General features: G+C 58.8%; 33 protein-coding genes. 8 read left to right on the top strand and 25 right to left on the bottom strand.

Translation table 11 applies throughout. The annotated features are described in order from the left end of the window. Window position 1: 1 nt before the first annotated feature. The 8 genes from H1Y01_RS06210 to H1Y01_RS06175 all read right to left on the bottom strand — a co-directional run bounded on the left by H1Y01_RS06210 (window position 2) and on the right by H1Y01_RS06175 (window position 6,233). A complete protein-coding gene (locus H1Y01_RS06210; protein ID WP_180539544.1) occupies window positions 2-874 on the bottom strand; it encodes a flagellar motor protein in 873 nt (290 codons plus the stop codon). Next, window positions 874-1,068, bottom strand: a complete 195-nt coding sequence (locus H1Y01_RS19945) for a flagellar FlbD family protein (RefSeq protein ID WP_180539542.1) — start codon at window positions 1,066-1,068, stop codon at window positions 874-876. The genes H1Y01_RS06210 and H1Y01_RS19945 overlap by 1 nt, the downstream gene beginning before the upstream one ends. Window positions 1,069-1,367: 299 nt before the next feature. Further along, window positions 1,368-2,372, bottom strand: a complete 1,005-nt coding sequence (gene fliM / locus H1Y01_RS06200) for a flagellar motor switch protein FliM (RefSeq protein WP_180539540.1) — start codon at window positions 2,370-2,372, stop codon at window positions 1,368-1,370. A 37-nt stretch (window positions 2,373-2,409) separates the two neighbouring features. Continuing rightward, entirely contained in the window at window positions 2,410-3,330 is a 921-nt protein-coding gene (locus H1Y01_RS06195; RefSeq protein WP_180539539.1) for a flagellin, read from the bottom strand. A gap of 3 nt (window positions 3,331-3,333) precedes the next feature. Continuing rightward, window positions 3,334-4,770 (bottom strand): flagellar hook-associated protein FlgK, encoded by a 1,437-nt coding sequence (gene flgK, locus H1Y01_RS06190; protein ID WP_180539537.1) that lies wholly within the window; start codon window positions 4,768-4,770, stop codon window positions 3,334-3,336. 4 nt (window positions 4,771-4,774) lie between these two features. Further along, complete coding sequence (locus H1Y01_RS06185) at window positions 4,775-5,086, bottom strand: hypothetical protein (protein WP_180539536.1); 312 nt, start codon at window positions 5,084-5,086, stop codon at window positions 4,775-4,777. After that, complete coding sequence (locus tag H1Y01_RS06180; RefSeq protein ID WP_180539533.1) at window positions 5,086-5,379, bottom strand: flagellar biosynthesis anti-sigma factor FlgM; 294 nt, start codon at window positions 5,377-5,379, stop codon at window positions 5,086-5,088. Before H1Y01_RS06180 ends, H1Y01_RS06185 begins: the two co-directional genes overlap by 1 nt. A 71-nt stretch (window positions 5,380-5,450) precedes the next feature. Continuing rightward, window positions 5,451-6,233: a sigma-70 family RNA polymerase sigma factor gene (locus tag H1Y01_RS06175; RefSeq protein ID WP_180539532.1), complete on the bottom strand. Its 783-nt coding sequence runs from the start codon at window positions 6,231-6,233 to the stop codon at window positions 5,451-5,453. A gap of 250 nt (window positions 6,234-6,483) precedes the next feature. On the opposite strand from H1Y01_RS06175, the gene H1Y01_RS06170 reads away from it, so the two are divergent. Beyond that, the gene (locus H1Y01_RS06170; protein WP_180539530.1) at window positions 6,484-7,938 is read left to right on the top strand and encodes a sigma-54 interaction domain-containing protein; all 1,455 of its coding nucleotides are present in this window, start codon (window positions 6,484-6,486) and stop codon (window positions 7,936-7,938) included. On the opposite strand, the gene H1Y01_RS06165 is transcribed toward H1Y01_RS06170, so the two are convergent. From H1Y01_RS06165 to H1Y01_RS06100, 14 genes are all read right to left on the bottom strand, one after another. Then, window positions 7,927-8,241: a hypothetical protein gene (locus H1Y01_RS06165; protein WP_180539528.1), complete on the bottom strand. Its 315-nt coding sequence runs from the start codon at window positions 8,239-8,241 to the stop codon at window positions 7,927-7,929. The genes H1Y01_RS06170 and H1Y01_RS06165 overlap by 12 nt on opposite strands. Next, window positions 8,238-9,107 carry a flagellar motor switch protein FliN gene (gene fliN / locus H1Y01_RS06160; RefSeq protein ID WP_219341321.1) on the bottom strand — a complete coding sequence of 290 codons (870 nt, stop codon included), beginning with the start codon at window positions 9,105-9,107 and terminating at the stop codon, window positions 8,238-8,240. Before fliN ends, H1Y01_RS06165 begins: the two co-directional genes overlap by 4 nt. A gap of 28 nt (window positions 9,108-9,135) precedes the next feature. Further along, a complete protein-coding gene (locus H1Y01_RS06155) occupies window positions 9,136-9,894 on the bottom strand; it encodes a FliA/WhiG family RNA polymerase sigma factor (RefSeq protein ID WP_219341320.1) in 759 nt (252 codons plus the stop codon). Continuing rightward, entirely contained in the window at window positions 9,891-10,853 is a 963-nt protein-coding gene (locus H1Y01_RS06150) for a hypothetical protein (protein ID WP_180539524.1), read from the bottom strand. The genes H1Y01_RS06155 and H1Y01_RS06150 overlap by 4 nt, the downstream gene beginning before the upstream one ends. A 2-nt stretch (window positions 10,854-10,855) precedes the next feature. Continuing rightward, window positions 10,856-12,940 (bottom strand): flagellar biosynthesis protein FlhA, encoded by a 2,085-nt coding sequence (flhA, locus tag H1Y01_RS06145; RefSeq protein WP_180539522.1) that lies wholly within the window; start codon window positions 12,938-12,940, stop codon window positions 10,856-10,858. Window positions 12,941-13,059: 119 nt separating this feature from the next. Then, window positions 13,060-14,136 carry an EscU/YscU/HrcU family type III secretion system export apparatus switch protein gene (locus H1Y01_RS06140; RefSeq protein WP_180539520.1) on the bottom strand — a complete coding sequence of 359 codons (1,077 nt, stop codon included), beginning with the start codon at window positions 14,134-14,136 and terminating at the stop codon, window positions 13,060-13,062. Beyond that, window positions 14,126-14,911 carry a flagellar biosynthetic protein FliR gene (locus H1Y01_RS06135; protein ID WP_180539518.1) on the bottom strand — a complete coding sequence of 262 codons (786 nt, stop codon included), beginning with the start codon at window positions 14,909-14,911 and terminating at the stop codon, window positions 14,126-14,128. Before H1Y01_RS06135 ends, H1Y01_RS06140 begins: the two co-directional genes overlap by 11 nt. After that, complete coding sequence (locus H1Y01_RS06130; RefSeq protein ID WP_180539516.1) at window positions 14,901-15,170, bottom strand: flagellar biosynthetic protein FliQ; 270 nt, start codon at window positions 15,168-15,170, stop codon at window positions 14,901-14,903. The genes H1Y01_RS06135 and H1Y01_RS06130 overlap by 11 nt, the downstream gene beginning before the upstream one ends. Before the next feature lie 13 nt (window positions 15,171-15,183). Then, window positions 15,184-15,867, bottom strand: coding sequence for a flagellar type III secretion system pore protein FliP (fliP, locus tag H1Y01_RS06125; protein ID WP_180539514.1), 684 nt, complete (start codon window positions 15,865-15,867; stop codon window positions 15,184-15,186). Continuing rightward, window positions 15,867-16,136, bottom strand: a complete 270-nt coding sequence (locus H1Y01_RS06120; RefSeq protein ID WP_257644419.1) for a flagellar biosynthetic protein FliO — start codon at window positions 16,134-16,136, stop codon at window positions 15,867-15,869. Before H1Y01_RS06120 ends, fliP begins: the two co-directional genes overlap by 1 nt. A 12-nt stretch (window positions 16,137-16,148) precedes the next feature. Further along, entirely contained in the window at window positions 16,149-16,397 is a 249-nt protein-coding gene (locus H1Y01_RS06115) for a FliM/FliN family flagellar motor switch protein (protein ID WP_180539510.1), read from the bottom strand. Then, complete coding sequence (locus H1Y01_RS06110) at window positions 16,394-17,665, bottom strand: flagellar hook protein FlgE (RefSeq protein ID WP_180539508.1); 1,272 nt, start codon at window positions 17,663-17,665, stop codon at window positions 16,394-16,396. The genes H1Y01_RS06115 and H1Y01_RS06110 overlap by 4 nt, the downstream gene beginning before the upstream one ends. 8 nt (window positions 17,666-17,673) lie before the next feature. After that, a complete protein-coding gene (locus tag H1Y01_RS06105; protein ID WP_180539506.1) occupies window positions 17,674-18,057 on the bottom strand; it encodes a flagellar hook assembly protein FlgD in 384 nt (127 codons plus the stop codon). Beyond that, window positions 18,057-18,974, bottom strand: coding sequence for a hypothetical protein (locus H1Y01_RS06100; RefSeq protein ID WP_180539504.1), 918 nt, complete (start codon window positions 18,972-18,974; stop codon window positions 18,057-18,059). Before H1Y01_RS06100 ends, H1Y01_RS06105 begins: the two co-directional genes overlap by 1 nt. Before the next feature lie 557 nt (window positions 18,975-19,531). Between H1Y01_RS06100 and flgF the strand changes: the two genes are divergently transcribed. Genes flgF through H1Y01_RS06070 form a run of 6 tightly spaced genes read left to right on the top strand, consistent with a single transcriptional unit; the run spans window position 19,532 to window position 24,174 of the window. Then, on the top strand, window positions 19,532-20,281 hold the full coding sequence (gene flgF / locus H1Y01_RS06095; protein ID WP_180539502.1) for a flagellar basal-body rod protein FlgF: 750 nt from the start codon (window positions 19,532-19,534) through the stop codon (window positions 20,279-20,281). A gap of 33 nt (window positions 20,282-20,314) precedes the next feature. Further along, on the top strand, window positions 20,315-21,106 hold the full coding sequence (flgG, locus tag H1Y01_RS06090) for a flagellar basal-body rod protein FlgG (RefSeq protein WP_180539500.1): 792 nt from the start codon (window positions 20,315-20,317) through the stop codon (window positions 21,104-21,106). Beyond that, window positions 21,106-22,038 (top strand): flagellar basal body P-ring formation chaperone FlgA, encoded by a 933-nt coding sequence (flgA, locus tag H1Y01_RS06085; protein WP_180539499.1) that lies wholly within the window; start codon window positions 21,106-21,108, stop codon window positions 22,036-22,038. Before flgG ends, flgA begins: the two co-directional genes overlap by 1 nt. Next, window positions 22,031-22,765 (top strand): flagellar basal body L-ring protein FlgH, encoded by a 735-nt coding sequence (locus H1Y01_RS06080; RefSeq protein WP_219341319.1) that lies wholly within the window; start codon window positions 22,031-22,033, stop codon window positions 22,763-22,765. The genes flgA and H1Y01_RS06080 overlap by 8 nt, the downstream gene beginning before the upstream one ends. Window positions 22,766-22,767: 2 nt before the next feature. Continuing rightward, on the top strand, window positions 22,768-23,868 hold the full coding sequence (locus H1Y01_RS06075) for a flagellar basal body P-ring protein FlgI (protein ID WP_180539495.1): 1,101 nt from the start codon (window positions 22,768-22,770) through the stop codon (window positions 23,866-23,868). After that, on the top strand, window positions 23,869-24,174 hold the full coding sequence (locus H1Y01_RS06070; protein ID WP_180539493.1) for a hypothetical protein: 306 nt from the start codon (window positions 23,869-23,871) through the stop codon (window positions 24,172-24,174). Here the strand turns inward: H1Y01_RS06070 and fliS are convergent. Next, a complete protein-coding gene (fliS, locus tag H1Y01_RS06065; RefSeq protein ID WP_180539491.1) occupies window positions 24,171-24,650 on the bottom strand; it encodes a flagellar export chaperone FliS in 480 nt (159 codons plus the stop codon). The two genes, H1Y01_RS06070 and fliS, sit on opposite strands and share 4 nt — an antisense overlap. Before the next feature lie 54 nt (window positions 24,651-24,704). Between fliS and H1Y01_RS06060 the strand changes: the two genes are divergently transcribed. After that, window positions 24,705-25,343: a lytic transglycosylase domain-containing protein gene (locus tag H1Y01_RS06060; RefSeq protein WP_219341318.1), complete on the top strand. Its 639-nt coding sequence runs from the start codon at window positions 24,705-24,707 to the stop codon at window positions 25,341-25,343. Window positions 25,344-25,387: 44 nt separating this feature from the next. On the opposite strand, the gene H1Y01_RS06055 is transcribed toward H1Y01_RS06060, so the two are convergent. Next, window positions 25,388-25,735 carry a cytochrome C oxidase subunit IV family protein gene (locus H1Y01_RS06055; RefSeq protein WP_180539489.1) on the bottom strand — a complete coding sequence of 116 codons (348 nt, stop codon included), beginning with the start codon at window positions 25,733-25,735 and terminating at the stop codon, window positions 25,388-25,390. A 1-nt stretch (window position 25,736) separates the two neighbouring features. Beyond that, window positions 25,737-26,307, bottom strand: a 571-nt coding sequence (locus H1Y01_RS06050; protein ID WP_180539488.1) for a cytochrome c oxidase subunit 3, incomplete at its 5' end; no start/stop codon positions are given.

Below are 26,307 nucleotides of genomic sequence, written 5' to 3'. Positions count from 1 at the left end.
TCTAAGCCGCGACTTTGGATCGCATGTCCTTGGGTGCGGTCTCAGTGTTTCCGGTTTCCGGCTTCCCGGCGGCAGCTTTCTGGGACGACTTTGGAAGAAAAGATTCCAGTTTGATCCGGATGAGCGTTGGGTTGGTTCCGTCGGCGATAGCGACCGCGCCCTCCAACATCATCCGACGCAGATTCTCGGCTCCCTCACCGACGGCCTTCAACTTACCGGCGACAGGCAAGAAAAGAATGTTCGCACTGAATACCCCGTATAGAGTGGCCACGAAAGCAACTGCGATCCCGCGCCCTACTTCGTCCAGGTGCTCCAGGTGCTTCATCACCTGGATGAGTCCAAGAACCGCTCCTATGATGCCGACGGTGGGCGCGTATCCGGCGGCGGTCTCCCAGACGCGCGCCGTGCTTTCGACCCGGCCGGCTTCGGCTTCGATTTCGAGCTCCAGGATGGCGCGCAACTCACGGAGGTCAGTTCCATCCGCTACCAGGCCCACCGCTTTCTTCAGGAAGCCGTCGTCGATTGCGTCTGCATCGTCTTGCAGGACCGCAATTCCAAAACGGCGGGCGCGATGAGCCATGGCGAGTATCTTTTCCAAAGTTTCGCTGACCGGCTGAACCTCGGCGAAAAGAACACCGTTCAGCGCGCGCAGGGCACTGACGACTTGCGGCAAAGGCGTGGTGATCATCACCGCGCCGATGGTCCCGCCGAACACGACCAGCCCGGCGGCAAACTGAGCGATATCCGCGAGCTTTCCGTTCTCCAGGAGCAAACCGGAGAGGATACATCCGACCGCGAGCACCAGACCGAGCGCCGTGTTGAGATCCAGGCTGCGCTTAACCTTAGGAGATTTTTCAGGAGATTTTTCCGGCATCAGATACTCCGGTGCTCGTGGATGGATTGGCGGAACCGACGAATGCGTTCAAGGATCTCGTCCACGTGTTCCAGGACCACGATTTTCTGCCCGTTTGTTAAGCAAATCACTGTGTCTGGAGTCGTTTCTACCGTTTCGATCAGGTCGCTGTTCAGCAGGATCGCCGAACAATTAAGCCGGGTCACCGCGATCATCGCGATCCCTTGCTCTGAAATCGCCGGAATGGACGAGTAACTTTAGGCCGCGCAGAAAATTTAGGGTCGGGATTCGAATCTCGCTTAGGCGCGCCGATAAGAAAAAGGAGATTCAATACATGGACCGATACGCTACGCTCATCGAAGAACAGCAGGATCTTCTGGCGGGTGTTCACGAACAGCTCGGGATGGATAGCGGGGGCGCACATAGCGATCTTGAATTTGAAGTTTGCCTCGAATTGCTTGCGCATGTGACCAGACGCGGTAAATGGAGCAGGAAATCTATTCAATAGAGGACGCTAGGCCGGGTGCGGCGGGGCGCCGGTTTCCAAGGCAACAGGAGCGGGCGGTCGAATGACGTCTCCCACTTCGAATGCCAGCTTGCGTTCTTTCGATCCGATCCGCCCGGTAAGCTTTGCCTTTCCATTCACGTTGCAAACGATGTCGCGACCCACAGGATAATCGAAGGCGAGCGTATCTCCGTCCTCCAGACGAAGCAGGTCGCCCATCAGGAGAGTAGGGCCTTCCAGACGGGCGTCGAGGGCCACGGTTGCCGGCCGGATCAACTCCAGGATTCGCCGCTGCTCCGCAACCGTAGACTCCGTCTTTCGCACCGACCATTGCTGATCGAACTTCTGGCGCATCATCTTGATGATGATGGAAGGCATGGCGATGTTCATCATGCCAACGCTCTCACCGATTCGAATCTCAATCGCGATCGCGACTACCGCCTCGCTGGGCGCGAGAATCTGGAGGAACTGAGGCTCGGTTTCCTGCGACTCGATCGAGAAATCGATCGCGGTGACTCCTTTCCAGGCCTCCTTGAGATCGCGCAGAATGATACGAAACAGGCCTTCCAGGAGGTTTTGTTCGATCTCGGTGATCTCGCGCTGCAGGGGGAGCGAATTTTTGCCGTTGCCGCCGAGCAACATCTCGATGATCGGAAAGATCAGAGCGGAGTTCAGTTCCAGAACGGCGTTGCCGTCATATGGCTTCAGGCCGAGTGAGACGATGCAGGTCGGCGATGGCAGGCATTCCAGAAACTCGGCGTAGGAAAGCTGCTCGACGCTTACCAGATTGACTATGAGATAGGAACGAAGATAGGCCGACAGGCTCGACACTAGATTGCGCACGAAGTTGTCGTGGAGCAGGTGTATCGAGCGGAGCTGCGATTTGGCGATGCGGTCGGGGCGGCGGAAATCGAACGGAATCGCTTTGCCGCTCTGTTCAGCGTCGGCATTGCGATTCTGCAGATTCTGAAAGACCGCGTCGATTTCCTGCTGGGTTAACTGGCGGTTGGCCATGCTCTAGCAACGAGTAGTACCGGCGGCGCGGAATTCTCTATCCGAGGAAGTTGAACAGGGAGGTGGTCGGCGCTTTTGACTGTGCGGCCAGTGCCGCGTTCAGTTCCGTGGCGCCCGCCGTGAGCTGGGTGGCGGCCTCGGCCGTATTCGTGTCGCGGATGTTCGATATCTGAGTGGTTAGAGACACGCTTAGATCCGACGCCAGGGTTAGAGCCTGAGTGACCCGGTTTTCGACCGTCCCGTAGAACGACTGCTGCGTGGCCACGAACGTGGACGACTGTTGTACCGAGTTGATCGCGCTCGTGATTCCAGCCGTGTTGTTGGTGTTTAGCGCATTTGCCAGATTCGTAAGCGAGGCAAAGACGTTCGTGGAAGCGTAGCTTCCGTCCGAATTGCGAGCGTCGAAGATCTGTTGCGCGGTCAGCCCGGTGGGGAACTCGGCGCCGTTCGAATCTTCGGCTTGGATCGTGTTTCCGGCCGTTGACAACTGGTCTACTCCGTTGGCGCTGGACGGATCGAGTTGATAGGCCGGGGACTGGCTCGCGTCGCCGCTAAAGATGTAAGTGCCCGCAACCGAGGTCCGGCTGATCGAAACAATCTGCTGAAAAATGCTCTGGACCTGCGCTCCAAGTTGCTGGCGAGTGGTCGCGGTCACGTTTGAGCTTGCGCCTTGGGAACCGAGCGAGAGCGCTTGGTTGATCAAGTCTTGCGCGTTGGTTAGCGCCTGATCCGCGGATTGCGCGTTGGTCTGCACGGAAGTCAGATTGCTCGTGATCTGCGCGTTGCGCGCCGCACCGGCTTGCAACTGAAGGAAGTCGCTGATTTCGTCCGGCGCGTCCGAGGCTTGATTGATCTGATAGCCCGACGAAAGCTGTTCCTGCACCGTCTGGTTCTTAGTCTCGATGACCGAAAGATTGGCCAGAAAAATCTGGGCGCTCGGGTTGAAGAAGGAACTCATAAATTAGCTGGGTATCAAATTAATGGTCGTCTCGGTCAGGTCGTTGAGAATGGTCACCATCTTGGAGGTCGCTTCGTAGGCATTCTGAAAATCGGTGAGCTGCACCGCTTCCGTATCGAGCGAAACGCCGGAAACCTGACTCAACATGTTCTGCGCCTGCGCGACGGCTTGCGATTGCTGGGTTTGCGTGGTCGTTGCGTTCGATAACTGCTGTCCAACGCCGGCGGCGATCTGGCCATAGTCGCCGGGGAAGGTGAGGCCGTTGATCTGGTCCGAGGGAGCACTCGATGTGCTGAGGTTCGATATCTGTTCGGCGATCCCGTTGGCGGTCGATGGAGGTCCCGGATCAATCGTTGCAATCTGATCGCCCGTAATTCCCGTCACGCTCAGCGTCTGAGCGATCGTGCCGGGGTTCTGGCTAGAGTACTGGAACAGAGCCTGACCCGCGACCGCCGGCGGACCCGACGAAATCTGTCCGCCGGTGAGTAGCGTATTCACACGGTCGGCGAAGCCTTGCGCGAGTTGGTTCAAACTACCGGTCTGCTGCGTATCCCCGATTAGGCCAGGCACTGTCTGGTTCCGAAATTGAAGTGTGCCGGCCAGGCTGCCGCCCGTGATCTGGCTGGTGATGTCAGTGCCGTTGCTGTCCTGAATGATCTCCGACGGCACGCCCCCGGGTTGCGGGGCGGTCGCGCTTACGGGCGCCGAACCGGCGGATATCGCATAAGCCGTTGCGCCTGACACGAGCGGCGTTTGGCCTCCGATGAGGACATTCACCGAACCATTTGGCGCGACGGAGTAGGTCATGTTCGTCAGCAAGGAGAGGTTCTGGAGATCGGCGTGGATCGAGGCGTCCGTGTTGGGATCCGGTGAGGGGCTGTTCATCTGCTGCTGATTCAGCTGGGAAATCTGGGATGCCAGGTTGTTGATGTCCGAAACGGTGGATTGAATCTGCTGCGTGGCTGAATTCGAGGCGTCGGAGACGGCTTGCGCGGTGGATTGGAACGCCGAAGCGACGTCCTGCGACGCTGATATTACTTGTTGCCGCGCCACTTCGTCCGACGGATTTTGGCTGAGCGCGGCGAAGCTGGTAAAGAAAGCCGGCAGCGCTGCCGAAAGACCGGTGGAGCCCGTCACGTCGAAAGATGTCTGCAGATTCGACAGTGAAGTGACGAGCGCGTTGGCCGATCCGAGTTCCGAGTTCTGCGCCTGGAGATTTCGTTCGGAGGGTTCATTCCGGAGCGATTGCGATCCGGAGTAAGTAACCCCGCCTCCCTGGCCGGCGAAATTGTCAAAGGGCAACGGGGTGAAAATAGCGCTCTGGGCGGCATAACCTTGCGTGGATGCATTCCCAACGTCGTTCTGAACCACGTTCAAAGCCTGGGTGTAGGCGTTCAGCGTATTTGCGGAGGCGTCGAGCGCGCCAAAGAGACTAGCCATCGCCTCAGACCTCGACCGAAACGGAACCGGACGACGGCGCCGGCAACAAACGGCCTTCCGGCGTGTAGGTCTGCGGTGGTAGCGTAGACAGTTGCCGGCCGGCCCAGAAAGCACTCGCGCTGTTTAAGAGAAACTGTATCGGCCGCAGTGCGTTACGGATCTCAGCCCGAGATGGCGCATCGCCCGGCCGCTTCGAAACGGCACTGATGACGATCCCCAACAAACGCTGACACTCCTGCATCGAGGATGTCGTCGGGTTAATTAGCAGCTTGCGAACAAGATCGAGTTGAATCAGAGTCCCGGCATGGTCCGCCATTACTGTTGACTCGCGTAGGGTTGAGTCGCGGAGATCGTTTCACTGACGACGGATCGGCTCAGCGCTTCCGGGGAGACGCTATAGGTCCCGGAACGAACCGCGGCGGAAAGCGAGGCGAGGCGCGCGGCTCGATCGGACGAGCCGGTCTGCAGCAGCTGCGCCAGTCCCGAAAGACTTACGTTGTCCGATGACGTGGCTGGTTGCGTGGAACGCTGCGAACTTCCGGCGGAACCGATGCCGGTCGAGGGTGCCGTCGGGTTGACGCCGAGGCTTACAAGGTCTGTAATGGTCATGGTCGGGCTGCGGGTTTCCTCCCACGCTTAACAGAAGTATCGGCCTGTTTTCCGTATTCTTTAGCCTGCGCTTAGATTTCTCGCGCGGATTCGATTCCAACGGCCTTAAGCGACCGGCCCAGACGTTCAAGAGCCCGGCGATGAATTTGAGAGACGCGGCTCTCATTCACCTGGAAAAAAGCTCCGATCTCGCGCATGGTCAACTCGCCGTGATAGTACAGCCGGATGAGCTCGCGCGAGCGCGCGGGCAGCTGAGCAATCGCCTGGTCGAGGATCCGCCGCGCTTCTTCCGCGGAGTGAAACGAATCGGGGGTGGGCTCGTGGCCCTCCTGCGCCGCTATCTCCGCAGATTCCTGATCGAAGGACGTCAGCGTGACCGGGGGAAGGCGCAGGAATTCGGTCCGGCCTGCAGGGCGCTGGGACGGGTTCAGGGCGGCCATGCGCTCGGCCACTTCACTATCGGTAGGTTCGCGGTTCAACTGCGCTTGCAACGTTGCCTCGGTTGCCTTCATTTGTTTGTCGAGCCGCCGGAGGCCGCGTGACGCAACGTCGCTTTGACGGAGCGTATCAATGATCTCGCCACGAATCCGAAAGCGGGCGAAAACGGCGAAAGGCACATTGCGGCTTTGACGGTATGACTTTCCGGCGTGAACCAAACCCAGCAGACCGGCCTGAATTAAGTCATTGAGATCGACGCTGGCGTACGAAGGAATACGTGAATGAATGCCGATCGCAATCGACTTTACAAGCGGCAGGAACGCGAGAAGATCGATATCGGAGTTCGGTTGATCGGGGGTTTGTTTTTCCGGCGCATTGCCTTGATCTAGGGCAGTAACCGGTGTGGCGATGCGCATCTATGAACAACGGATGTCGCAACGGGACTCCAATCTTCTCAAAAGCAAGCGAAACGATTCGCATGCCGGCAGAGGCGTCCCCTGGAAATTACGATCAACAGGCGCGGGTGGAAGCTTTGAATCCAATATTCTCGGTGCCCCGGCTCCAAAAGAATATCGACGTGTCGCGCGTCTGACATAAACCAACATCGGTCAATCAAAGGGAGAATTTATACCTGTCCGGCAACTTTCTTGAAAGATAATGCTTAAAGTGTCGTGCATTTCAAACGAAAAAGACGCAGGGGCCGGAGAGATTGACGGTCGCGTGGTTTGGATCGCAGCCGCGGATTCCGCGCGTGAGCTTCCCCGCCGGCTGGCCGCGGTTCTGTTGGAACATCGGATGAAGCTGGTGACGGTTACGATCGGAATGGCTCCTCAGTTTCCATTTCGCCCCGAAGATCTCGTCGTATTTGAAGGCGAAACGCAAGCGGATGCCGGGTTTCCAGAACTGGTTCGAACGACAGCGAGAACGTGTTCCGTGTTCATCCGATCGAGCGCAATGGAGAACGATGAAAGCGTTGCGTGGAAAACGTGGGGCGCGCAGTTCCTGGATGAAGATGAGGGATCTGAGGTTATCAAAGCGCGCCTATTAAAGGCGCTGAAAGACCGGAAGACGCCGGCGAACCGTCGCGAATCGCGGCCGGAGCAGACCACGGTTCCCGAATGGCGGCGAACAATGGTCGGACAAAGCCGCGGCATTCAGAAGGTGGCCGAAGTGATTCGTTTGGTCGGACCGCGCCGGTGCACGGTTCTGATTACCGGTGAAACGGGAACGGGCAAAGAGATCGCCGCCCGTGCGATTCATAATGCCGGACCGCGAGCGGACGCGCCCTTCGTGGCTTTGAATTGCAGCGCCGTACCGGGGTCATTGATGGAAGCTGAGCTCTTCGGCCACACGCGCGGTGCGTTCACGGGCGCCTCTCAGGCCCGGGTCGGGCGGATCGAACAGGCTGAGGGCGGTACGCTGTTTCTGGATGAAATCGGCGATCTCTCCCTGGAACTTCAGGCCAAGCTGCTGCGGGTGCTGCAGGAGCGCGAGTTCCAGCGGCTAGGCAGTTCGGAAACCCTGAAGATGAACGCGCGCGTGCTTGCCGCTACCAATTGCGATTTGCGGATGAAGGCAGCGTGCGGTGAGTTTCGGGCGGACCTTTATTACCGTTTGAACGTCGTTCCGCTGGAATTGCCGCCTTTGCGCTCGCGAATTTCCGATCTTGAGGCGCTGACGCAACACTTTCTGAAAAAGGTGTGTGAAGAAGAGCGGCTGGAAGCGAAGCGGCTGAGTCCGCCGGCCTGGGAGATGCTCGAGGCGTACGCCTGGCCCGGCAACGTGAGACAGCTTGAAAATGTGGTATACGCGGCAGTGATCCTTAGCGGAACCCGAGCTGTTCTGGATGAGGGCGATTTTCGGATGCTTGCCGACGTCTACGGACCCTCCCCTTCGATCGGGCTCGGTGTCCAGTCTTCAGGGTCGCCGGTGGAACTTCCGGAACACGGGCTCGATTTCGCTGAGACGATGAACGCTTTGGAGCGCGATCTGTTGTCCAAGGCTTTGAAGCGCACGGGCGGAAATAAGAAAGCGGCGGCGGATATTCTGCGGATGAAGCGCACAACGCTCTCGGCTAGAGTACGCGTGCTCGATATCGGTCAGAAACTGCTATCCGCGTAAAGTGAGCAGTTGATTCACTTGAGCGAGTAGTCTCTGATCCTTGAGACTGCGCTGGGGTCCCGCGCCCACCGCAAGCTGCATCACCGCGCCGAACTCGATGGCTTGCTGCGGCTCAGGATTTTCCGCGCCAGGGTTTCCCGGGGCAGGATTTCCCGCGCCAGGGTTTCCCGCGCCAGGATTTCCCGCGCCGACATTGGCCGCGATTGTGCGCTGCAATGACCTGCGAACGCGCCGCTCGCGCCACGCGACGTAGAGGCCCACGCAAAGCATGGTCACGGCGAAAAAGCAAATCTCGCGGATCATCGCTGCACCAGAGCGTTCTGCGCTTCCGTGGTCGCGCTGCCGGTTTTCAGCCGGTCAAAACGGGTCGCGATCTGGTTGATGCGAACGCCATAGTTGCCTTCCACCACGACGACTTCGCCGCGCGCGATTACGCAATTGTTCACGATTACATCGACCGGCTCCGAAACCGTCCGGTCGAGTTCAACGATTGAACCGGTGGTCAGCTTGAGAACGTCTTTAATCGGCAAAAACGTGCGTCCGAATGAGATGCAAACCGGTAGGGCAACATCCAGGAGCAAATCGAAAGTCTTGGAGTTGGCGGTTTCCGGGGGTGCGCCGTCTACCAGTTCCGCCGCAATTGGAGCGGGGATTTTCGCTTCGTCCGCCGGAGAGGACGCAGCGCCCGCGCCAAGTTTCTCGAGCAGCGCAGGCGCGGCGGCCATCCAGAATGGTTCCAGGCGCTCGTCCTTGAAACTTGCCTGCGCGCCAATCCACTGAACATCCGGCGGAGCTGCGTCGACCGGGCCGCCATCGACGGCATTGGCCTCGGCTAGCAGATGAGCGCTGATCGCTTGCCCGAGCGCGGATAAAGACTGGCTCAGGATCTCCGAGAAGGTGTTAACCGCCTCGGTCTCGTCGGCGGACTCGACACCCGCGGCCTGCAAAGTTCGCCGCCCGCACGCAATCGCGAAGGAAGGGTGGACCGCGATCCAGATAGGCGCCTCAGACAAACCGGAGAACGTCTGCATCCATACGGTGCAGTCGGAATTCGGACCGGCGCCGCCCTCGTCCGTGTCCAGGCGCTGGACGGAAGGACGTTCATCCGCCATCGACTCGAGAATCAGGCAGAGTTTCTCCAGCCACTCCGCCAGGAGCCATTCGCGCATTTGAAGAGCTTTAGCCGTGAGTTCCATTCTAGAGTTCTTTCCTTCCCGGCCACCGGGGCTCGAGCGTGGCGCGCAAGCGGAGTATGGCCTGGGTCTTCAGCTGCGAAATGCGCGAGAGGTGCAAACCCAGGATTTCCGCGATTTCCCGCAGGTTGAGCTCTTCGTGATAGTAGAGGCTTAGAATGGTGCGCTCCTGGCTCGGAATGCGCTCGATCGCCGATGCGACCAGCCGCTCCAGCTCAGACCGCTCCAGCAGGCGTTCGGGCGAATCGCTTTCCGGACTGGCTACATAACGCAGAACGCTGAAGCCCGAGTCATCCGACTCACCGGCGACTTCCAGGTCGGCGATCTGCAGTCCTTCCGTATCAACGAGCCAGCGATGATACTCATCGAGCGAGATCGAGAGCTCGGCCGCGATCTCTTCTTCAGTGGGCGTCCGGCTGAGGCGCTGTTCCAAGCCGGCGATGGCTTGCTCGATTTGGCGGCTCATCTTGCGCCGCTGGCGGGGCGCCCAATCCAGGTCCCGAAGCGTGTCGATAATCGCGCCGCGAATTCGATACTCGGCGTAAGTCTTCAACTTGACGTTGAGCGACGGATCGAAATTGTCGATAGCGGCAATCAGACCGACGACCCCGCTGGAAATCAGATCGTCCATGCTCACGCGGTCGGGAAGGCGCTCATGAATCCGGCGGGCGATAAGCCGCACTTGCGGGAGGTGTTCGAGGATGAGCGCGTCGCGGCGTTCCTTCGGCTCCGTCTCGGTCGGGCAGGCGTACATGGTGGTCATGCGGCCGCCGAGGCAGCCTTAGGCCACCCATGCAGCACCACTTCATTCATACGCTGCGGATTCGCCGATTCGATATCTTCGAGCAAGCGCTGACCTGTTCCTAAAAACGAAACGGGCTTATTGGCGCGTGCGACGAGCGCCGGAACGTCGGCGAGTTCCAAGGTTTCGTCGAGGGCAGTCAGTATCAAGCGGCTGGCCGCGAATGACGAGAACTGCTCGACAGCCACGAGGTTATCCGCGGGTTTGCGGTCCAGACGAAGGACCAGTTGGGATTCGACTTCAGGAAAGAGGCGCAAGCAGGCCGCGAGCTGCTCGCGTTCGTCAGCTTGATTCGACGAGAAACCGGGAGTATCAATCAGGGTCAGGGCAGCTTCGCCGCCGGCCAGCGCGGTTTGGAGCTGGGCGATCAACTCGCAGTCGGTAAAAGAGAGGTTGAACAGATCGGCGAAATGCTGCATCTGCCGCGTCGCTCCGATGCGATAGGGATCGAAGGCAATCAGACGGACCGTGCGCGATTCGAGAAGGCCGCGCCGCAGCGCAATTTTCATCGCGGTGGTGGTTTTTCCGGCGCCGGCCGGACCAACCAGCGCGACCGTGGTCGCGAATCCCTTGCGGCCTAATCCGGGATCGCAGGAGATCGATGGAACGGGTTCGGGAGTTGGCGCGCGACGCGAGGGGCTGGATGCTCGCAGTCGATCGCGAAAGTCGGAACGGCCCACCAGATCGACCGGGGTCGCTTTGGGGTTTGCCGGTTTGGGAATGGGAAACGAAGGAGCAGCCGCCGGTTTCGCGGGTTGGGCAAGGACTTCGCCCGCAAACACAGCCTCGTATTTGCCGAGGTGTATCCATTCCGGCGCCGTGCGCTGCGACTGAATCAGCAGCGCTTCGGGTCCGAGTTCACGACGAGCCAAAGCCATCGCCGCTTCCAACGTAGACGCATAGTACGATCTAACTTCCATGGCTAGCCGATCACTCCCAGAGACTGTACCCGCACGCCGGGAGGAATCTCATTGTGGGAAAGGAAAAAGAGGTTCCAGACCGACAGTTCCACGAGCTGCCGCAAGAAGTAGCGCGATCCCGAACTTGAGATCACGGCGGTCGGGACTTCGGGATTGCCGACGGCGCGCGTGACGCGTGCCACGAGATCACGAACGGCTTGCGGAGCCAGGTTAATGTGACTGTTGGTTTCGCCATGCTCCACCGCGGCCTCTACGAGGTGCTCCAGCGAAGGATCGAGGAACCAGGCCGGGAGATCGCCGTTGGTGTTGAGGTACGGCGCGGCAAGCTGACGCCGGACCGTTTGCCGGACATATTCGGTAAGCAATACCGGATTGCGCGTCGTTCCGGCTGCTTCGCCGAGGGCTTCGAGTATGGAGACAGCGTCCCGAATCGAGACGCGCTCGCGCAGCAGGTTTTGCAAAACTCGCTGTACGCCGGCCAGCGGCAGCAGCTTCGGAACCAGGTCTTCCACCACGCGCGGGTTATCGACGGCGACGCGGTCCATCAGTTTCTTGGCTTCCTGACGCGAGAACAGCTCATAGGCGTGCCGGCGGATGGTCTCCGCCAAGTGCGTTCCGAGTACGCTCACCGGATCGACAACGGTGTAGCCTTGCGAGCGGGCCTGTTCCGCGCGGCTGCTGGGGACCCACACCGCGGGCATGCGGAACGCCGGCTCCAGTGTCTTTTGGCCTTCGATGGCTTTCTGCGTGCCGCCCACCGGAATGGCCAGTTCGCAGCCCGCCGGCATTTCGTAGCGGCCGATTTCCGATCCTTTTAGCGAGATCGAATATTCGCGCGCTTTCAGCGCCAGGTTATCGGTGACGCGAACCGGCGGCAGTACGTAACCGAGGTCCTTTGCCAGTTGCTTACGGATCGCCGAAATCCGCCGTAACAGCGGCGAGTTTGCGCCGCCTTCGACGAAGTTGACCAGACCGATCCCGACGCCGACTGCCAAAGGCTCGATTTTGAGAAGTTCTTCCACACTGTCTTTCGCCGCCGCGGCTTCTTTAACCCCTTCCGGAGCTTTGTCTTTTTCGGTTGCGGCGTCCTTTTCGCGCATGCGCCACGCGATGGTTCCCAACCCGACTCCAAGAACGAGAAAGGGAATCTTCGGCAAACCGGGAAAGGCGGCGAGAAGAATCAGGACACCGCTGGATAGAAACAACGGCTGCGGCGCGCTGAATATCTGCTTTTGAATTTCGGGTCCGAGCCGCGCTTCCGAGCTCGCGCGCGTGATAATCAGACCTCCGGAAATAGAGATCATGAGGGCGGGGATTACGGTAACTAATCCATCGCCGATGGTGAGAACGGTGTAGGTCTGGATGGCGCGCATCAGATCAGCGCCGTGCTGAAATACGCCGATCAGCAACCCGGCGACGATGTTGATGCCGGTGATCAGGATGCTCGCGATGGCATCGCGTTGGGTGAATCGCGAGGCCCCGTCCATGGCGCCATAAAATTCAGCTTCCGCCGATAGGCTCTTGCGCCGGCGGCGCGCTTCGTTTTCGTCGATTAAACCGGAGTTCAGATCGGAGTCGATCGACATTTGCTTACCGGGCATCGCATCCAACGTGAAACGGGCGGTGACTTCGGAAATGCGAACGGCGCCGTGGTTGATGACTACGTATTGAATGGCGATTAACACCAGGAAGATTACGGTGCCGATGATGTAGTTCCCGCCGACAACGAAGTTCCCGAATGCCTGGATAACATCGCCGGCCGCGGCTGTTCCCGTGTTGCCATTGAGCAGAATGAGACGCGAGGAGGATATATTAAGGGCTAGCCGGAAGAGTGTTAATAGGAGCAGGGTGGTTGGGAATACGCTGAACTCCACCGGACGCGTGATATACATCGCGACCATCATGACGATAACCGACATCATAATGTCGGTGACGATCAACAGGTCGAGGAGGAAGGACGGAAGAGGCGAAATGAGCGCGACTACGATCAGCAGAACGGCAATCGGAACCGCGACGTCACTGAGACCCTTGAGCGAAAACGGCAGGCGCGGAACGGACGGAGCGGCGATAGCTTTGGCTGTTGACATACTAAGTTGGAACTAATAGACCGTGGTAGTAACCGCTCCGTAGCCGTCGCGGCTCAGTAACGTACCGTACCGAGTCTACTGAGCCGCGACCGTAAGGGAGCGGTTACTACCACGCGCTACTAATCGTCCTGGCCCGGAAGCCGTCCTTTCATCAAGCGGTATATGTAAGCGAGAACTTCGGCGACAGCCTTGAAAAGGTGCGAAGGTATTTCCTGACCGACGTCCGCCGATTTATACAGTGCCTGGGCGAGCGGTGCATTCTCGATAATCGGGATCTGATGGTCATTGGCAAGCTGGCGGATGCGAAGGGCCAGATAATTTTTACCTTTGGCCAGGACGGTAGGCGCGGCCATGGAGGACATCTTGTAACGAATGGCGACGGCGTAGTGCGTTGGATTGACGATAACGGCCGTAGCTTTCGGGACATCCTTCATCATGTTGCGGCGGCGAAGATCGCGCTGCAGGCGGCGTACACGAGACTTGATCTGCGGATTGCCGTCGTTCTGTTTCGATTCGTCCTTGATGTCCTGCTTACTCATCTTCATATCGCCTGAGAACTCGCGGCGTTGCCGCAGAAGATTCACCAGACCGAATACGATGAAAGCGCCCGATGCCTTCCAGAACAGATTCATAAACGACCCGGTCATGACGTGGATCGCGACTGAAAGGTTTTGGGCCGGCAGGCTGAAGTATTCGTTGAGATGGCCGCTCACGATGGCGTAGACCGTATAGCCGAAGACCGGCAAGAGAAAGAGCGCCTGAACAAAAGAGGGCAGATTCTGACGCTTGATCTGTTTCCACTTATTCGCCGGATTCAGCCGCTGAAAACTAGGCTTGAGGTTCTTTAGACTGAGGCCGAAACCGGTAACAAGCAATTGGAAGGCGAAAGTAATACCTAGCAGTACGGCTGCCAGTGAACCTAGAGGGCGGAAACAGCGGCTGGTTACCTCGAGGAGCATAGGTAGCAGCGCGGCTGCCGTTATGTCGCGGTGAAACGCACCTGTGATCACGATTCGAAACGCGATACGTAATTGCTCAATCCAGTCCGAACCGTAGTTATCGATCCAGAAGACGAACGCTGTGAACTGCATGGCCGCGACGAAATCTTTCGCCGACGGAAAGCGGCCCTCTTCCCGCGCCTTTTTTAGCTGGTGGGGAGTAGCTTTTTCTGTCTTTTGGCTCTTGTCACCGGCCATTTTTGTAAGTGGCCGCGTGGTTCGCGATTTGCAGCATCATGCCGGATTCAGAGCTCATGACGCGCGGATACATTCCGGCCAGGAGGGCGATCAGCAGCATGGCTGTAAGCATCTTCAACGGAAATGAGAGATGGATCAGTTGTAGCTGCGCGTTGATGCGGCCCAGCAGGGCAAGCGACAGATCGACCAACCCGAGCAGGGCGATCGCGGGAAGCGATAGCCTTAGACCGATCGAGAAGATGTCGGAGGCAAAGCGGAAGAAAGCTTCGGCCAGGTGTGGATCAGCGTGAAAGGAACCGGGCGGCTGCGCGGTCAGGCTCAAAGCGAATATGCGGATCACCTCGCGATGTAAGCCCAGCGCCAGAAAGAGTAAACTACCGACGAGTTGAGCGATTACGACCAGCAAACCCGCGTCGGCCGCGGTCATCGGGTCGATGCTGGAGGCGAACCCGAAACCGGCTTGTTGCGAAAGAATCTGGCCGCCCATGCGCAGCATTTCATTCAACAGCGCTACCGCAAGTCCGATCGAAAGCCCGAAAACAGCTTCTCCGAGAACGGCGACCAGCAGCGTGACCACACTGGCCGGCATCGCGTCGAAGTGCGGCCATAACGGCATGAGCGTGATCGTTATGGCGATCGCGCCGACGATCCGTGCGATCTCGGTGCCGGCCTGAATGCCGGGCAAAGGGACCAGCACAAAGGCGCCCCCCACGCGCGCGAGCACCAATAAGAATGCGTAGAGCGTCCCTTCGGTGATAAGTGAGCTAACGGGCATAGCGCCCGAGATCACCGAAGATTCCAATCGCGTAAGTCATCATCCGGCTGAGCATCCATGGCATCAGGAGGAGCAGGGCGCCCAGGAATACGATCAACCGGGGAATCGCGCTGAACGCCGAGTCCTGGATTGAAGTGACAATCTGAATCAAGCTCATGACGATCGCGGCCGTGAAGCCGATGAGCAGTAGCGGCGCACTTACCCAGAGCGCGGTCATGAACATCTCGCGAACAATTTGGACGACGGAGCCGGGACTCATGAGCTTACTTGCGCTACGGACTAACCAGACTTTTCATCAGCGACCCGACAATCAAATTCCAGCCGTCGATTAGAACAAATAGAAGTAGTTTGAATGGCGCGGATATCATAGCCGGCGGTAACTGAACCATGCCGATCGAAAGCGTGACGGAGGCAACCACTACATCGATGATCAGAAACGGCAGATATAGGACAGCCCCGATTTGAAAGGAAGCTTTTAACTCACTTAGAATATAAGCCGGCATGAGTACTTTCATGTCCAGGTCATTCGGAGAGCGCGGAGTTGGTGCATGGGCGATGTCGAGGAAAAGCTTCACGTCCTTCTCCCGAACAAAGCGGACCAGAAAGGCGCGTAACGGCTTCGACCCCTCGGTCATACCCTGTTCCATCGTCATCTGGCCTTTTTCGACGGGAGTCCAGGCTTTGTCGTAAATCTCCGAAGCTACGGGCTGCATCAGAACGACGGTCAAGAAGAGACTAAGCCCAATCAGCACCTGATTGGACGGGGTACTCTGGGTTCCCAAAGCCTGACGCAGAAAATGCAGGACAATCGTGATCCGCAGGAACGGTGTAATCGACATCAGGATGGCGGGTAGCAGGGTGAGCAGCGTCAGCAGAATGATGATCTGCATCGGCTCGCTCAGGAGCTTTCCATTCATGCTGGGACCTGCAGCCGCGGCGGCAAAGAGGAAAGGCATTAAACCGTGTCCTCCAGTTCAAGCAGACGGCAGCTTGACGGCGCGGTACTGATCAGCAAGGTTCGCCCTTCCATCCGGACCAGACAAAGGGAGTGCTGCGGAGTAAGCTGCAGCTTTTCAATTACCTGAAGTTTGCGCTCCGGACGCCGAACGGCGAAACCGCCGAACTTAGCAAAACCGCCGAAGCTAGCCAGACCGCGGCGCTGCAGCAACCAAATCGAGCCGCCTAATCCGGCCAGGACCGCGGCGGCTATCATCAACTGCTGCATGCTATCCAAGAGTTATTCCTCAGTACGGAAGTCCGTGATTCGGAATCCTAGTGAGTTTTCAATGATGACAATCTCCCCAAATCCAATGAGGGTATCGCTGACGTAAACGTCGATATTCTCACCCGCGGATCGCGGCATCTCAATAACGCTACCGATGCGCATCGCGAGTATCTGGCGGATCGACATAAGTCGCCGATCCAATTCCACAGATACGTCCACGCGAACATCGGTAAGCGTCCCGATTTCTTCAAGAGGCGTCATGAGGCGGGGATAAGTTCAATGGTGTCTTCGGAGAGCGTATCCGCCGTAGTGACGACTTTCGCGCTCGCCTCGTAGGATCGCTGGAACACGATTAAGTTCGTGAACTCGGTCGCGATATCGACGGTAGATGACTCCAACGCTCCGCCCTGTACATTTCCACGGCCCGCGGTGTTGGGGAGGCCGACGCTGGGCGTACTGGTCTGCGCGCTGGCCTGGAAGTTATTGTTGCCGGCGGTGGCGAGCGAACTGGGGTTCTGAATCGCCGCCAGCGCAAGTTGAGCGACAACCACGTTCTGCCCGTTAGAATACTGCGCGTTGATTTGTCCGCCGGCGCCCATCGTGATGCTGGTGATCCCGCTGGCCGAGGACCCGTCCTGAACCGCGTTTCCCGCCGAATCCAGTTGACCAGCGTACTGCGTGAGGCTGGGCGCGGACGTTGTCGGATCGTATAGATTCCAGTTGAAGCTCATGTTTGCCGCGCCATCGGCCAATCCGCTGACCGTGATCGGGATCGCACCGGCTGAAGCTGCGGGAGTCATCAAATTGCCGCTCGTGTCGAAGGCCAGCGATCCGGTAGCCACGGTGGTTGTTCCGGACGGCGAAGAGGGGCTCGCCAAGCTCGAGTTCGGCGCAGTGACGGTGTAGGTCCACGCGCCCGGCCCGGTCTTCTGGAAGTTGATCGTCAGGTCTTGCTGCTGCCCGAGCGAATCATAAACCTGCATGGGAACGGAGAAGTTTGGACTTGTTGTGCTTACCGCATCGGAAGCGTTCAAACTGATCGGAACCGCAAAGTTCTGAGTGGCCACGGGGCTTTGTATGGCGCCGGTCGGCAGGACGATGTTTCCGATGGGTCCGGAAGTATTCAGTGTGCCGCCGGTCGACGCCCAACCTTGAACTGTCTGACCGGAAGAGGTAACTAACTCGCCGGTTGCAGTTACCTGAAAGTTGCCGTCGCGAGTGTAGAGCTGCTGGCCTGTGGCGGGATTATTCACAACAAAGAAACCGTTCCCCGAGATAGCCGCGTCGTAAGGCCCGGTCGAGCTGGTGATCGCGCCTTGGCTAAAGACCTGAGTGACGGTTGCGGGCGACACTCCGAAACCGGGCGCCGTTTGTTCCGTTCCGAGTGCCTGGTTGACGAGTTCCTGAAAGGATACTTCGGACTCTTTGAATCCGGTCGTATCCAGGTTCGCCAGGTTATTGGCGATGACGTTGACTGCCGTGGTATTCGCGGAAAGTGCGGACAGAGCGATTGAAAATGCAGTAGACATATTTCTCCTTAAGTGTTGGATTGCGGCTGCGTGGTTGGAGTACCGGTCGTTACTCCCGTTGTGGGGGACGGCGTACCGCTACTTGACGATGCCGCCGTGCTGCTACCGTCAATCGACTGAATGCCGCTGTTGATCTGCATTAGCTGCTCGAGTTCGCTGTACTGGGTCAACTGACCAACGAATTGGACGGGATCGGTGGGACTTGTCGGGTCCTGATTCTGAATCTGCGCAACCAGCAGCTTCAGGAATGTATCTTCATTAGTAAGGCTATCGGCCGGGTTGGCCGAAGTCGAAGTGCTCGTCGAAGTTGTGCTGCCGGTGGAGACGGTACTTGGCGTGGTCACCGCGGGAGCCGGTGTGGTGCTGAACAGACTGATAGCATTGAGGTGCATTATTGGGACTCCTGGAAATTAGTCGATAAAGTGCGGAACCACGAGTCTTGATTTCGCTTTGACCAAGCCTCCTGATTCCGAGATTGCTGCTGTTTCTGCTGCTCGTCCTGCTGAGCGCCACTGTGTTGGCTGCCGGAAGAATCGTCTTGCGAAAGTGACGCATCGCCGCTACGCGCGGCGGTTATCGTGTTTTCGGACGGCGCCGATACAGCGGTCGTGAAACCTTTGGAATCTAACTTAGACACGAGTTCGTGAAGACCGCCCCTAAGATCCTGTGCCAGGTTCGGATCTGCTGTGCGCACGTCGACGCGGATTTCGCCGGAGGTTTCGGAGACCCGGACTTCGATATTCTGCGGGCCGCCAAGGTGCAGCGCGAGATCCTTCACGGGGGCTAAGGCCGCCGGCGCCAGGGGTGGAGTCTCGATCGGTTGTACCGGGGCGCTACGAGCCGGCCCGGGCGCGGGAGCGAGTTCGGTGCTACCGCCGGCTTGCTGGTACGCCTGGCCGATCTGCTTGACGGCGCTGGGATCACCCGCCGGCTCCGCGGATACTACAACTGCCTGGGATTCGATTGAGGCGATCTGACTCTTTCCCGTCGGAACCTCGAAAGCCGGTTCCTCAGAGTTGCGCATGCGGGCGGTGAAGGCTAGCGGATCGGTTGAAGGAGCGGGCGCTTCGACATCGGAGTTGTTTGGATTTTCGATTGACGGCGACGCCGCGGGATTGCTGCTTCCGCTTCGGCTTGGAGCGGCGGTTGGCACGGCCGGAGCGGGAACGGTGAGATTGATCGGCGTAGTCTCCGGTGGATTCTGCGGAAGCACCACGGCGATCGCGTCCGGATTGATGCGGCTTTTCGATAGCCTCAGCGCTTGTACAGCTTGCTGCGATCCGGATAAGTGGGACGCGACGCCAATCATATCGTCTTGCGAGAGTGCGTGGTTCCAGGCGGCATGAAACGGCTGTTGATCACTCGATTCGCTCTGGTTGTCGTCGGAAGTGTTCGGCGTTGTAGCGCGGGTTAACGGCTGTTTGGGCGGAACTGCAACTGACGTCGACGACTTACCGGTGTTTGTGTCTGAAGTTTGGGTATCTTCTCGGGTGTCTTGCCGCGTGGATTCGGTCTTAGCTTCAGAGCCTCTGGCGGGTACTGACTTGTTAGCCGACTCTCCCGCGCGCTGTGGAGCGCGTGTTTGCGGGATTGCGCGCACAGTTTCGACTTCCGGTAGGTGGGGCGCCAGCGTGATCACTGCGCAATGTAATGCAGATCATGCACCATTTTGCAAACTGCTGAAAGATCAACGATTCCGCCGGAGCGCCGCGCCAAATTATTGGCGATCGGGATCGTTGCGGTAAGTATTGGGCGCGTCATGCACACCCTTCTGTGTCGCTCATCGGCGTTCCTGTTTTAGTTTTGAATGATTTAACCGATATTACTCGCATTGGTTTCCGACATGCTTTGTTCTAGAGGAAAAGAATGGACCCACTTCTCATATCGGCCGCGAGCGGCATGCGAGCGCGCATGGAGTCGCTCGACATGCTCGCCAACAATCTTGCAAATGCGACGACCGGCGGCTATAAGAGCGATCGTGAATTCTATAGCGCCTATGTGGCCGCGGAAGCCGACCAAGCCGCGGCCGAGGGCGTGAGTCCCGAGGCGGACCGCCAACCCGTGGTTGAGAAGCGTTGGACGGACTTTACACAAGGCAATATGCGGCTGACCGGAAACACGCTCGATATCGGCCTTGATGGTTCCGGATTTCTGGCGGTAAACGGGCCGTCCGGTCTTCTTTATACGCGGAGCGGAAATCTGAAGTTAAGTTCCTCCGGAGTGCTTACGACTGCCGATGGCTATCCGGTTCGAACCGTCGACGGCAACCCGATTCAGAGTCAGTCGAAAGCGCCGCTCGTGATCGATGAGGATGGAACCGTTCACCAGGACGACCAGACCATCGGACAGTTATCGGTGGTCGATTTCGCGGACCGGAGCGCGCTCGATAAGCGCGGGCTCAATTACTTCTTCAATAGCGATCCGCAAGCGGTAACCCAAACGGCGAGCGCGACCGTTCGCCAGGGAAATTTGGAAGAAAGCAACGTCGGTTCGGCGGATGCGGCCGGACGCTTGATCAGCGTGATGCGGCAGTTCGAAACGCTGCAGAAAGCAATTTCAATCGGAGCGGATATGAATAAGTCCGCGGTCGAGGAAGTCGCGCGGGTCACGCAATAGCAATCACAGATTCCCTAACGTGGAGAAAACAATATGATGCGAGCACTTTTCAGCGCCGCCAGCGGCATGAACGCGCAACAAACCAACGTCGACAACATCGCCAACAACCTCGCCAACGCCAGCACCAACGGTTTTAAGGCCAGGCGCGCGGCGTTTCAAGACCTGATGTATCAGAACGTGACTGCGCCGGGGTCATCGGCAAGCACGCAGACGAACTTTCCAACCGGGCTGCAGATCGGCTTAGGCACCCGGGCGGCTTCGAACGATGTCACGTTCACGGAAGGCAACCTGGTCGAGACGGATAACCCCTACGATCTCGCGATTCAGGGTAACGGATTTTTCCAGATCCGCATGCCGAACGGCGAACTCGCTTATACGCGCGCGGGGAACTTTAATTTAGATAAGGATGGGAACGTCGTCACCAGCGATGGCAATCCGATCGAGCCGCAGATCACGATTCCGGCGACCGCCACCAGCGTCCAGATCGCGTCCGACGGGACCGTCACTTATACGACCTCCGGGCAGACGGCCTCGCAAAGCGCCGGTCAGATTCAACTCGCCGTTTTTCAAAACCCGGCGGGGCTCAACAGCGTCGGTCAAAATCTGCTGCAACCGACGGATGCGTCCGGTCAAGCGCAACTCGGCAATCCGGGCGGGTCGGAAGGACAGGGCACGTTGCTCCAGGGCTATACGGAACAGTCGAATGTAAGCGTGGTGCAGGAATTCATCAACCTGATCGTGGCGCAGCGCGGCTACGAGGCGAACGCGAAAGTCGTGAAGGCCTGCGATGAGATGTACCAGCAGGTCAACAACCTGAAGAGCTAATGTGGCTCGCTATCATGGCAGCCGCCGGTTTGCATACCGGTCTGCATACATGTACTCCGGTGGATGGGCCGCGCATTACGATGCGGGATCTTGCGCGCGCCGATTCTCGCTTCGCCTCTCGTTTCGGCGCGGGTGATCCCGCGGTAGAGATCGGCTTCTCACCGGAGCCGGGCTCGCGGCGAACTTTCTTTCCGGCGGAACTTTTGCGTATCGCCAAGGGCGCGGGAGTCGACCTGGATGTCCCGAGGGAAGCGCCGTTTCAGCCCGTTTGCTTTGAGCGCCGTTCGCGCGTGTTAAAGGTTGAAGACCTGCTGCCGGCCATTCGCGCGTGGGCCCCGGACAGTGCGGTTATTGAGATCGCCGAGTGGGGCCGGACGGCGGTTCCCGAGGGCCAGATCGTGGTGCCCAGTCCTTCGGTGGCAAGCAGAAATTCCAAAGAACCGATGCTGCTTCACGGTTACGTCGTTTTCGACGGGCATCGTCACGCGCCTGTCTGGGTGCGGGCGCGCATCACCGTGAAACGAGAGGTCCTGGTCGCAAAGGAAACCATTGACCCCGGCACGCATACCACTCCGGCCCACTTCCAGACGGAAACGCGCGACCTCGTGAATGATTGGAATGCTCCCGAAATCACGATGGATCAGGTAATCGGAAAAGTCGCGAAACGGCGCATTGCTGAAGGGTCGGCTGTGGCGCTCATCGACCTGAAGACACCGTTGCCGGTTGAACCCGGTTCGGGAGTCACCGTAGAAGTGCGTGAAGGAGCCACTCGCCTGGAGTTCGATGCCAAAGCCGAAACCGGCGGCCGCATCGGCGAGATGGTGATGATTCGGAACGCATCCAGCGGGAAGCTTTTTTCGGCATGCGTCACCGGGGAGAGCACGGTTCTGGTGACCCCGCGAGGCATGAGCCGGAGGGCGAGAAATGACTAGACATCAAATGCAGCGCCTGCCGGCCGTTTGCGTGGCTTGCCTGCTGACTTTCGGCGCTTCGCTCACCGCTTCCGACAAGAAGCCGAAGAAAATACCTCCCCCTGCTCCGCCGTCGGCGCTCGATAACTATGTGAAAGAGGCCATGAGCCGCTATTCGACCACGGCGCCAAATCCGGCTTTCCCAGGATCGCTTTGGTCTCCGGCCAGCCGGTTGGGCGATCTCACGCGTGACATCCGCGCGGCACAAGTGGATGACGTCGTGACTATTCTGGTGGCCGAATCGGCATCGGCTGTGAGCACCGGCCAAACCAAGACTGCTCGTACGTCCAGCGCGGTGAATGGGATCACGGCCCTTGCGGGCGTTATGAAGGCAACCGGTCCTCTGGCAAATCTGGCCAACCTCGGCGGCACGCAGACGCTGGATGGCGAGGGCACGACTTCCCGTACAACGACTCTCACCACATCGCTCACCGCGCGCGTCACCCACGTTTTGCCCAACGGCTATCTGGTGCTCGAAGGAACGCGCGTCATCAACATCAATACGGAACATCAGACGATCACGGTGCGCGGTGTGGTGCGTCCGGAAGACCTGAGCGCTGCAAATTCAATTGCGTCGGTGAGCATCGCGGATCTTGAAATCCAGGTGAACGGCAAGGGTGTCGTGGCGGATGCGACGCGCCGGCCGAACATCCTCTACCGCCTGCTGCTTGGGATTCTCCCGTTTTAAGTATGCAGCGCTTTTTCAAAATCATCGCCATTGCCGTGCTCGTCGCGCAGGTCGCATCTCCGGCGTCGCGTCTAAAGGAATTAGTCACGATTGAAGGCGTTCGCGATAACCAACTGCTTGGATACGGGTTGGTGGTCGGACTCGCGGGGACGGGCGATCGCCAGCAAACGGTGTTCTCGGTTCAGACCCTGACCAACCTGCTCGAACGGATGGGCGTGTCGGTGGCGGCATCCGCCATTACAGTGAAGAATACGGCGGCGGTGCTGGTGACCGCGGTGTTGCCCCCGTACGCGCAGCCTGGCGCCAAGATGGACATTACCGTAGCCGCGATGGGTGACGCTCGCGATTTGCGCGGCGGCCTTCTGATTCTGACCAGTCTTCGCGCGGCAAATGGCGAGGTATACGCGCTGGCCCAGGGTCCGGTGCTTACGGGCGGATTCACCGCGGGACGCGCGGGCGCGACGCAGGTCATCAATCACCCCACAGTCGGGCGTGTGCCCAGCGGCGCGATCATCGAACGCGGTGCGCCGTCCATCGCGATTCGTTCCACCGTCAACTTACAACTGAAGGATGACGATTTCGAGACTGCGGCCCGCGTGGCCGCCGTGATCAATAAACATTTCGCCGCGGAAACGCCGCTTACGGCTCATGCGGTGAATTCGTCGCTGATCTCGGTGAATGTACCCGCATCCTTCCGCGATCGCACGACCGAGTTCGTGGGAGAAATCGAGGCGTTGACCATCGACGTCGACCGCGAGGCCAAGATTGTCGTGAACGAGCGCACGGGGACAATCATCCTCGGCAAAGACGTTCATATCGCTCCAGTGGCCATTCTGCATGGCAATCTGTCGGTCGAAATTCAAACCTCCATAGCGGTGTCGCAGCCCAGTCCAGGGACGGTCGGGGAGACGGAAGTGGTGCCGCAGACAAACGTTGCCATCAAAGAAGACAAGGTCAAAAACGTGACTCTCAAGGAGGGCGCAACGGTTGAGGAACTGGTTCGTTCTCTGACGGCGATCGGTTCGACGGCGCGCGATATTATCGCGATCCTGCAGAGCCTGAAAGCAGCGGGTGCATTGAACGCCGAGCTGGAGGTGATTTAGATGGAAGTCAACGGGCCGATCGCAATCCATACCGGCATGACGGCAAAGGCCGATGATCCGAAACGCGTCCACGAAGCCGCGCAGCAGTTCGAGTCTTTCCTCATCGCTCAGATGCTGAAGACCGAACGCGAGACGGGGGGTTCGTGGCTGGGCACAGGAGACGATGCTCCCGGCGGTACGGCCGTCGAAATGGCCGAGCAGGAGTTTGCGCAGGCGTTAGGCAAACAAGGCGGATTGGGTTTAGCGCGCCTGGTTGAAGCGGGGCTGAACCGGGCCAGTGCGGCTGCGAAGCCGCCCGCCGATTAGAAGCTGACCGAGCAATGCGAGGCTGGTTCCAGATCGACCGATTCCCAGGCAAACGACGGGCTGTTCGAAGCGCTGATCGCGGCGGGGCTCGGAGTGGCGATAGCGACGTTCTCCCGCGCAGTCTGCTCCCACGCTTCGCCCAGCGTGCAGAGCAGGGTGAACACTTCGGCAAGTGGGGCGTCGTTCAATTGCCGGCTCGCTTCCAGCAAGCGCTGCATCAGGTAGTGGTAGAGGCGCGACAGCTCTTTAGCAAGCGTGCCGTCCCCGGCGTCGAAATTCAACGCGCGGTGAAGCTCGACGATAATGGCCTGCGCCCGCGCTATGGCGCGCACGCGCCCTCGGTTGTCCTTCGCGGCCAGTCTTTCCCTGGCTTCGCGCACCGCGTCGATGGCATGTTGATAAGACAGCGCCACCAGCTCCAACGGGCTGGCCGAAAGAATCTGTTGTTCCAGGTAAGGACTCAGGCGTTTGAACACAAAAACTCATCGACACGCGGTTGCGGAATTCGAGAGTTGTTCAAGCTGTTCTTTGTGTGCGCACTTTTTGCCACGCAGTTGGTGAACGCGCAGTCGAGCAGTGTCGATGCGCAAAGGAGCGCGGCGGACCGGCAGCGGCAACAGACGATGGATGCCATGACGAAGTCCATCTCGACTCAGATGAACGCGATCCGCGCGAGCCGGAAAATAGCCGCACGCGAGGCAACCCCGGCGGCATTCTTCGTTCTCGATCCTGAACTTCAGCCGGCATCGGCATCAACTGGGCCGGCCTGCGATCCGATGTCGGCGATTGCGGCGCAGGGGCTGGCCTCCAAAGCCGCCGCTGCGAATCAGATTAGTCCTGAGCTGGTGTTCTCCGTGATGCGGCGGGAATCGGCATTCTTGCCCTGCGCCGTGTCCGATAAAGGCGCGCTGGGATTGATGCAGTTGATGCCCGAGACCGCGATGCAGCTCGGGGTAATCGATCCGCTCGATGCTGAGCAGAATGTCCTGGGCGGCGCGAAATACCTACGACAACTATTCGCCCGCTACTCCGGCGATCTGAATAAAACGTTGGGCGCTTACAACGCGGGGCCGGGCAGAGTCGACGATTACGACGGAGTTCCCCCATTTCCCGAGACGTTGAACTACGTCGATTCGATTTTGAATTCGCTCCAGCCTGCAAAACACTGATTCGTTCGGGCGGTCCGCTCGGAAATCAGCACCGCTCCGTGGCCTTAGCGGCCGGGAACGCCGATCCACGGGCGCGATCCGTACAACGTGCCGCGCGCGACTAAGTCAAGGAGCGTAAAGAAGAAGAGGATCATCAGCGTCCCCAGGCCCCCGATCACGATCGTCTTGACCAGCTTGGTGCTGTAGAAAACGTGCATGAAGAACAGGATCACGAGCGATGCCTTGGTACATGCAATCAGGAGAGCGACTACGATATTGAAGCTCCCCAGGTCGACATAGGCGATCGCCCACGTGGCTACGGTGCCGATCACCAGCGCGAGCCAGACCGTGACGTAAATCCAGACAGGGACGATGTGCGGCGTATGAGCGGAGTGTTCCGGATGGTCGGCCATATTACTTCCCCTTATGAACGTCAATCAGATAAAGCAGTGGGAACAGGAAAATCCAGACAATATCCACGAAGTGCCAGTAAAGTCCGAATAACTCGACCGGAGTATGCCACGCCGGCGTGTAGATTCCCTTCATGGCGCCGCGCAGGATGAAGCAGAGGATGCCAATTCCCACGATCATGTGGAATGCGTGTAAGCCGGTCATGCCGAAGTAGAGAGCGAAGTACAGCGAGGCGTGATCCACGTTCGCGTTCAAATCTTCGGGTGCGAAATTCGCTCCGGGAACTTCATGGTGCTGGAACTTGTACGTGTACTCGTCGGCTTTGATTCCCAGGAACGCGAGACCGAATAACATCGTGGCAAACAGCAGCCAGACAACCGCCTTCTTCTTCCCCTGCGCCGCGCAGCGGACGGCCATCGCCATCGTCAACGAACTGCAAATCAGCACCAGGGTGTTAATGAACCCTTCCGTCGTGTTGAGCTTCTGGCTGGCGGCCGCAAACGCGTCCGGATAAGCGCCGCGGTACGCGATGTAGGTCATGAACAGGCCGCCGAAGAACATGATCTCGGTGACC

The organism is Nevskia soli (assembly GCF_903970205.1).
Taxonomy (GTDB): domain Bacteria; phylum Acidobacteriota; class Terriglobia; order Bryobacterales; family Bryobacteraceae; genus Bog-113.
This window is presented reverse-complemented; position numbering and strand designations above follow the sequence as displayed.